The following is a 6,900-nucleotide window of genomic DNA, read 5'->3' on the forward strand; positions in this document are numbered from 1 at the left end:
GCCGAGGGGGAGGACGCGGTGGAGGCGGCGGGGGCGGCGTCCGCGTCGGCGGGCCTGCCGGCTCCCGCCGCACCCGCTCCTGCGGCACTCGCTCCCGCCGCACCCGCTGCCGCCGCACCGGTGTCCGGCGTGCCGGGGCCGGGCGCGCTCGCCGCGCGGCGCGGCTGCGGCACGGTCGGGTTGTCCTCCGCCTCGCCGTCCGGCGCGTCGGCGCCGCCCGGGGCGGTCGCCGTGGCCTGGTGGCCGCCTCCGGCGGGGGCCGCGGCCGGTCCGGCGGCGTCCCGGCCGGCGGCCGAGGCGGTCGCGGGCTGCGCGGTGCGGGCGCCGGCCTGGTCCCAGCGGAGTACGGCGCCGCACGCGTCGCAGAAGGACTGGCCCGGTTCCGCGGGCGTCCCGCACTCGGCGCAGTTCTGCGTGGTCATCTCTCCGGGGTCCTTTCGGAGGCGGTCACTTCGACCGTGTAGGGCATGTGGGCGGGGCGGGCGGCGGCGACCAGGGTGTCCAGGCGATGGGTGTCGCCGGGTCTCGGTTCGGGCAGCCGGAGGGTGACGTGCAGGTGGGGGCGGGGAGCCCCGGGGAACGGGCCGAGGGGACGGGCGTTCCAGTCGGCGCCGCCGCTCTCGCTGATCTCCGGCTCCACGCCGAACGCGAGCCGCACGGCCTCGGACAGGCCCTGCCGGGTCCCCCGTACGCGGTGCAGCCGGGCGGCGGCGGCGACGGCCGCGCGCAGCATGGGCTCGGGTTCGGTGCCGTCGGTCTCGGCGCCGATCCAGCTGCCGAGCCACTGCGCGAAGTCGGCCGGCGTGAGGGCGGGGTCGAAGTAGGTGTCGAGGCAGTCCAGGACGTTGAGGATGGGCGCGAGGACGTCGTCGAGCCCGCCGACGAAGCGCAGCGCGAGGTCGTCGTCGGCGAAGACGGCCGGCAGCATCGTGGCGATGGGCAGCGAGGAGCCGAGTCCGTCGACGGAACCCCGGTGCGACACGGCGGCCGTCACGCGCCGTCCCCGATCACGCGGACCCGGTGGTCGAAGGAGAAGACCAGCGCGGGCGGTTGCAGGTCGATGCGGTCGGTGGGGTCGCCGCGCTTGCCGGTGAGCGGGTCGGCGGGGTGCAGGACGACCTCGTCGACGAGTTCGACGCCGGGCACGCGCTGGAGCACGGCGAAGACCTCGCCGGTCTGCACGGGGCGTCCGAAGGGCCAGCCCTTGCCGTCGGCGCCGCCGGTGAGCGGGTCGAGGTGGCGGTAGAGGGCGTCGTGGGCCTGGCGGCGCACCCGGTCGGTGTCGACGCCGCGGAAGGCGTGCACCGTGGCGACGACGGTGACGCCCTGGTAGTAGGGCGGGCCGACGGCCAGGCGGGTGCCGATCAGGCGGCGTTCGTCGAGGTGGCGGGTGATGCGGCCGAGGAGGGCGTCGCCGGGGACGAGCTGCTCGAAGCGGAGCCGGCCGCCCGGGTCCGGCACGGCCTGCGGGACCACGAGGACCCGGACCGCGTAGGCGCCGTGGTCGCCCTCCTCGCCCTCCAGGCAGGTGATGCGGGCGGTCTCGGGGGCGGCGCGGCGGGCGAGTTCCTCGTAGTCGCGCAGGGTCACCGCGCGCTCCTGGGCGCGCAGGGTGATCGGCGCCCGGAGCTTGGCCTCCTCGACGGTCTCGCCGTCGACGCCGCCGCGGGCGGCCTCGCGGTTGACGACCTCGGAGACGTACGGGATGGAGGTGCGCAGCACCTGTACGGCGCCGCGCGCCACGTTGCCGGCCCTGCCGCCGCCGGTGCGGTAGCGCAGGGCGCGGATGACGGCGCCCTTGGGGGCGACGCTGCCGTACTGGCGCAGGGTGCCGTCGGCCTCGCGCACGGCGGGGCCGAAGGCGATCTCGCCGGTGGCGGCGTCCAGGGTGATGTGGTGGTCGTCGGGGCGGGAGCCCGCGAAGTGCGGGACGACCTGCCAGTCCTGCCAGCCGTCGTCGTCGGCGGTCTGGAGGAGGACGGGCGGGTCGCCGGCGACGACGGGGAAGTGCTCGAGCCGCAGCCGCTGGCCGGGCAGGCCGGTGGACTCGCCGAGCGCCTCGTCGAGGACGGTCTCGGCGTGCACGACGCCGGTGGTGCCGCCGATGGTGTACGCCTCGGCCGCGTGGATGGTCGGCGAGGTGGTGTAGAAGGGCTGGCCGGGCAGCGGGTCGGTGACCCGGCAGCGTATCCAGCCCGCCTCGTGGCCGCCGTTGCGGGACAGGACGTGCCCGCCGGGGATGTGGAGCACGATGTCACCGGGGCGGTTGAGACCGCCGGTGCCGTCCCGGTCGACCTCGCAGGGCTGCCAGCCGTCCTCCGTCCAGGCCTCCCAGACCAGGGGCGGCTGCCGGGGGTCGACGCCGACACCGTCGACGCGGCTGTCGAGTTCCAGGGCGAGCGCGCAGTGCGGGGTGGCGGCGGTGAGGCCGATGAGCATGCAGTCGCCGGGGCGGGGGGCCTCGGCGAAGCACAGCAGGTCCTTGCCCTCGGCGAGGTCCGTGGTCCGGTCGGTGACGGCCTCGCCCTGGTGCTGGACGGCCAGACGGCTCAGCGCGCAGGGCACGACGGCCAGGTCGCCCTCGGTGGCGAACACGACCGCCTCGTCCCGCTCGGTGCGCAGGGTGGCGACCTCGGAGCCGACCGGCACCAGGATGGTGTCCTCCTGCGGCGCGGACAGCCAGAAGGTGACCTCCGTGCGGGCGGCGGACGGCGGGAAGAGCGTGATGCCGACCAGGTCGAGGAAGGCGAGGTGGTTCTTCTCCGGCACCCGGTTGAGGCGGTAGACGATCTGGTCGGCCATGTGGGCGACCGTCTCGACGAGGGTGACGCCGGGGTCGGAGACGTTGTGGTCGGTCCACTCCGGGGCGCGCTGCTGGATGTAGCGCTTGGCGTCGTCGACGAACTGCTGGAAGCGGCGGTCGTCGAGGTTCGGGGAGGGCAGGGACATCAGAGGCCGCTTTCGGGAGAGCCGGGAAGGCCGGCGGGGCCGGCCGGACTGTCGGGGAGATCCGGCTCGTCGTGGGAGGGGATGACGTAGAACGGGAAGACCAGGCTGCGCGGGTTGTTGGTGCCGCGGATCGAATAGCGCACGTCGATGTAGAGGACGCTCTGGTCGGTGCCGGTGGTGACCTCGACCTCGTGCACCTCGATGCGCGGCTCCCAGCGGTCCAGGCTGGTGTACACCTCGTGCTGGATGCGGCCGGCGGTCTGCTCGTTGACCGGCGCGAAGACGAGGTCGTGGATGGCGCAGCCGAACTCGGGGCGCATCGGCCGCTCGCCCGGGGCGGTGGCCAGGACCAGTTGCATGGCCTCCTCGATCTCCCGCTCCCCGCTGACCAGGGCGATGCCGCCGGTGGGCCCGATGCGCAGCGGGAACGACCAGCCGGAGCCGACGAACTGTTCGGCCATCAGGGGGCCTCCTGCCTTCCTCTTGCGGTGCGTCCGGTCATGCCGGCAGCGGGTACTTGACGGTGTTGACGAAGACGGCTCCGAACAGGTCGAGCTTCACGGCCTTGATGTTCACGTTGGCCACGGAGGTGACCGACACCATGCCCGTGGCCTGGATCGTCGTCATGCCGCTCGACGACAGGTTCATGGCCCCGCCCATGGCGCTGACGTTGACCACGCCGCCCAGCGAGGTGAGGCTGACCATGGCCTTGCCCTTGAGGACGAGCGAGCCACCGCTGTCGATCATCACCGACCTGCGTCCGCGCAGCGTGAGGCTGGTGCCCGCCTCCACCGACACCGAGCGGCTGCCGGTGATGCTGACCGAGCCCTTGCTGTCGACGGTGATCTCGGTCTTGGTGCGGTCCAGGTTGATGGTCAGCTTGTCGTTCCCGCTGGCGATCCGGACGCCCTGCTTGCGTGCGCCGGTCCGCTGGCTGAGCAGGTCGACGCGGTTGCCCTGGCGGTCGGAGAGGGTGTGCCGGGTGGCCTGCTTCTTCAGACCGTCGTGCAGCGGCACGTCGTTGACCTTGGTGGGCAGGTCGCGGCCGTTGTAGAGCCCGCCGATCACGAAGGGGTGGTCCAGCGCCCCCCGGTCGAAGGCGACCAGCACCTCGTCGCCGACGTCCATCGGGAAGACGCCGCCGCCGCCCTTGCCGCCCAGCTGCACGCTGCGCGCCCAGTCGCTGACGTAGGTGTCGTCCAGCCACGGGAACTGGAGCTTGACCCTGCCCTGCTTGAGGGGGTCCTGCACGTCGGTGACTAGGGCGTTGGCGACGCTGGGCAGCCGCAGCGCGCTCGCGGGGTCCGCGGCACCGCCGCCGCCCGAGGCCAGCCCGTACAGAGAGCGCCACTGGCGTCCGCTGACCGTGACCCAGGACTGGTAGGGCTCGCTGTCGCCGAAGTGGTGGCGCACCGAGGTGACGGTGTACTTGCCCTCGAAGGGCTTGCCGACGTCGCTGAGCGCCACGGGCACGCCGGGCCGCAGGTCGGGGCTGCCCGTCACCGCGATCTCCAGCTCGGCGAAGGAGGACGTGACGTCGGCGGCGAGGGCCTGCGCCGCGTGCCGGACCTCGTCCTGCTTGTCGTAGGGGTTGGCGGTCTCGACGAGTTTGGCGGTCTTGAACTTGCCGGCCGCCTCGCCCGGCGTGGAGCCGATGCTGATGCCCGGGTCGGTCGTGGCGGGCGCGACCTCGGTGATCTTCTTCTTGGTGGTGACGTTCCAGCCCCGCGACTCGACCTTGCCGACCTGGTCGGCGGCGGTCACCGCGGCCCGCAGCCGTTTGATGTCGTGGCGCGCCTGGAGGACGAAGGCGCTCTTGTCGCCGTCCGTCTGCGGGGAGGGCGCACCGGCCGACGGGTTCGGCTTGACGAACCGGAACTTCCCCTTGGCGTCCACGGACATCACCATGTTGTTCTCGTCCGCGAGCCGGGACAGGAAGTCCCAGTCGGTGACGTTGGACTGGCTGATGAACCCGTAGGTGCCCTTCGTCGGCTGGATCCGGCCGATGGAGACGCCGTCCATGGCGGCGAGTTTGCGGGCGATGTCGGAGGCCTTCTGGTTGCGGTACGCGGCCACGCGGCGCTGGCGCACCATGCGGTGCCCGAAGTCGTAGCCGCGGATCACGGTGTAGCTGCCGGTGCCGTCGTAGTCGGCCTCCATCGCCGTGACCTCGCCGGTCAGCAGGGGCTTGCCGACGCCCTGGCCGTCGGCCACCGGGGTGATGACCACCCTGGTGCCGAACTTCACGCCCAGCTTGCCGAGGACCAGGTGGTCGGGGTCGCGGAAGGTGAGGCGGAAGGCGGCGGGCACGTTCATGCCCTGGTCGACCCAGCCGTCGACGAGCATCAGGGCGATGTCGTCGGGCAGTTTCGCGGCGCCGATGCGCACCTGGACGATGCTGGAGAACGCGGGACGCACCATCAGTGAGGCACCTCCTCGGTGGCGGGCAGCATGAGTTCGGTGCCCGTCGGCAGGCGGGACGGGTCGTCGATGCCGTTGGCCTCGGCGATCGCGCGCCACGCGTTGGCACTGCCGTACTCCCGCCAGGCCAGCGACTGCAGGGAGTCGCCCGCGACGACCCGGTGCACGCGCTGGGCGGTGAGCGCGCCCGAGGTCGGGTTCTGGCCCTTGGTCGGGCCGGGGATCTCGACCAGGTGCACCTGGCAGGTGGCGCGGATGGGGATGCCGGAGGTGCCGAAGAGGGTGTACGACGCCTCGATGGAGGCGACGTACGCGGTGAACCGGGCCGTGGAGAACGACCCCCACTCGAAGACCACCCAGGGCGGCGACGGCTGGTCGGCGGCGAGGCTCTTGGCGGTCACCTCGCAGCACTTGAGCAGCGACTCGACCTTCTTCAGCACCGTGTTGCCGTTGGGCTTGGTGGAGGAGTCCAGGAAGATCTCCAGCGTCATCTCCCGCGGCTCGGCGCCCATGAACTGCGGCTTCGCGGCCTTGCGCACCGCCGCCGTCGGGGTCGCCTGCCACTGGGTCCGCTGGGTGAGCGACAGTTGGGCCGGGTTGAACTCGAAGCCGAAGGTCCGCATCAGCGCACCGGGCGTGGTGCTCGTGCCGGTGGGGGGCTCGTGGATGGCGAGGTTGGCGCGTACGAGGCTCTTGCCGGCGCCCTTGCTGCCTTTTGCCATGGGTCTTCCTCTCAGTCCCTCGGCGCCGTCAGTCGGTGAAGCCGTGGTGGGCTATCTCAAGGACCTCGTTGGCCACGGCCGGGTTGTTGGGGTCGAGACTCGGGCCCTGCCAGCTGACGGGCAGTACGTCGATCAGTCCCCACCGGGCGACCAGCGACCCGTCCGCGCGCAGCGCCGAGATCTGCGCGGTGGGCCGGTTGATGCCGGTCTGCACGGAGGAGATCCACTTGGCGACCTTGGCGGTGTCCGGCGTGATGGGCCGGGTCAGCCGGATGTTGGAGAAGGACACGCGGGTGGGCAGCTGCCACACGAAGCCGTTGTTGCCGCCCTCCTGCCGCCGCTCGATCTCCACCTGGGACGACAGGCCCTCGCACCCGTTGAAGTAACCGAGGCTCTCGCCGTCGATGGCGAGGCTGAAGAAAACCGTGGAGCCCGGATCCTTGCGGGACATCGCGGGTGGGCCTTTCTGTCGGGTGTGCTGGGGAGGTCGCCGGTCAGCGGGGGTCGCGCAGTCTGCCGATCCGTTCGCGGTCCATGCGCAGCTCCGTGCGCACGAGGCGGGTGACGCGGCCGATGATCCGGTTCACCAGCGCGTCGAGCTGGAACTCGGTGAGCTGGTTCGGGTCGAGCCCGCCCTCCGGGACGCTCGTGTATCCGGGCGGCGGCTCCGACGCCGCCGGACGCCGGGCGGATCCGGCCGAGTGGGCGGATCCGGCCGAGTGGGCGGATCCGGCCGAGTGGGCGGATCCGGCCGAGTGGGCGGAACCGGCCGAGTGGGCGGGCGGGTCGTTCGGCGGGGGCGCCGGGC

Annotated in this window: 6 protein-coding genes and 2 pseudogenes; all 8 read right to left on the reverse strand. The window is 72.7% G+C overall.

Annotation, left to right across the window (positions count from 1 at the left end):
• Positions 1 to 422, reverse strand: a pseudogene (locus tag DMH12_RS36055) (zinc ribbon domain-containing protein); the annotation flags it as partial.
• Complete coding sequence (locus DMH12_RS36060) at positions 419 to 982, reverse strand: phage tail protein (RefSeq protein WP_125495523.1); 564 nt, start codon at positions 980 to 982, stop codon at positions 419 to 421. The gene DMH12_RS36060 and the pseudogene DMH12_RS36055, both read right to left, overlap by 4 nt.
• 8 nt (positions 983 to 990) lie before the next feature.
• Entirely contained in the window at positions 991 to 2,949 is a 1,959-nt protein-coding gene (locus DMH12_RS36065; protein WP_125495518.1) for a putative baseplate assembly protein, read from the reverse strand.
• Entirely contained in the window at positions 2,949 to 3,410 is a 462-nt protein-coding gene (locus tag DMH12_RS36070) for a GPW/gp25 family protein (protein WP_125495519.1), read from the reverse strand. The genes DMH12_RS36065 and DMH12_RS36070 overlap by 1 nt, the downstream gene beginning before the upstream one ends.
• Positions 3,411 to 3,447: 37 nt before the next feature.
• A complete protein-coding gene (locus DMH12_RS36075; protein WP_125495520.1) occupies positions 3,448 to 5,370 on the reverse strand; it encodes a VgrG-related protein in 1,923 nt (640 codons plus the stop codon).
• Positions 5,370 to 6,092 (reverse strand): LysM peptidoglycan-binding domain-containing protein, encoded by a 723-nt coding sequence (locus DMH12_RS36080; RefSeq protein WP_125495521.1) that lies wholly within the window; start codon positions 6,090 to 6,092, stop codon positions 5,370 to 5,372. Before DMH12_RS36080 ends, DMH12_RS36075 begins: the two co-directional genes overlap by 1 nt.
• A 28-nt stretch (positions 6,093 to 6,120) precedes the next feature.
• Positions 6,121 to 6,543, reverse strand: a complete 423-nt coding sequence (locus tag DMH12_RS36085; RefSeq protein ID WP_125495522.1) for a phage tail protein — start codon at positions 6,541 to 6,543, stop codon at positions 6,121 to 6,123.
• Between the two features lie 43 nt (positions 6,544 to 6,586).
• Positions 6,587 to 6,900: pseudogene (locus tag DMH12_RS36090) on the reverse strand (extensin); the annotation flags it as partial.

Source organism: Streptomyces sp. WAC 04229, assembly GCF_003947455.1.
In the GTDB taxonomy this organism is placed as follows: domain Bacteria; phylum Actinomycetota; class Actinomycetes; order Streptomycetales; family Streptomycetaceae; genus Streptomyces.

Excerpts from the sequence above, each read along its gene's own strand:
- DMH12_RS36065 (WP_125495518.1), bottom strand. The coding sequence starts at position 2,949 with ATGTCCCTGCCCTCCCCGAACCTCGACGACCGCCGCTTCCAGCAGTTC.
- DMH12_RS36070 (WP_125495519.1), bottom strand. The coding sequence starts at position 3,410 with ATGGCCGAACAGTTCGTCGGCTCCGGCTGGTCGTTCCCGCTGCGCATC.
- DMH12_RS36075 (WP_125495520.1), bottom strand. The coding sequence starts at position 5,370 with ATGGTGCGTCCCGCGTTCTCCAGCATCGTCCAGGTGCGCATCGGCGCC.
- DMH12_RS36080 (WP_125495521.1), bottom strand. The coding sequence starts at position 6,092 with ATGGCAAAAGGCAGCAAGGGCGCCGGCAAGAGCCTCGTACGCGCCAAC.
- DMH12_RS36085 (WP_125495522.1), bottom strand. The coding sequence starts at position 6,543 with ATGTCCCGCAAGGATCCGGGCTCCACGGTTTTCTTCAGCCTCGCCATC.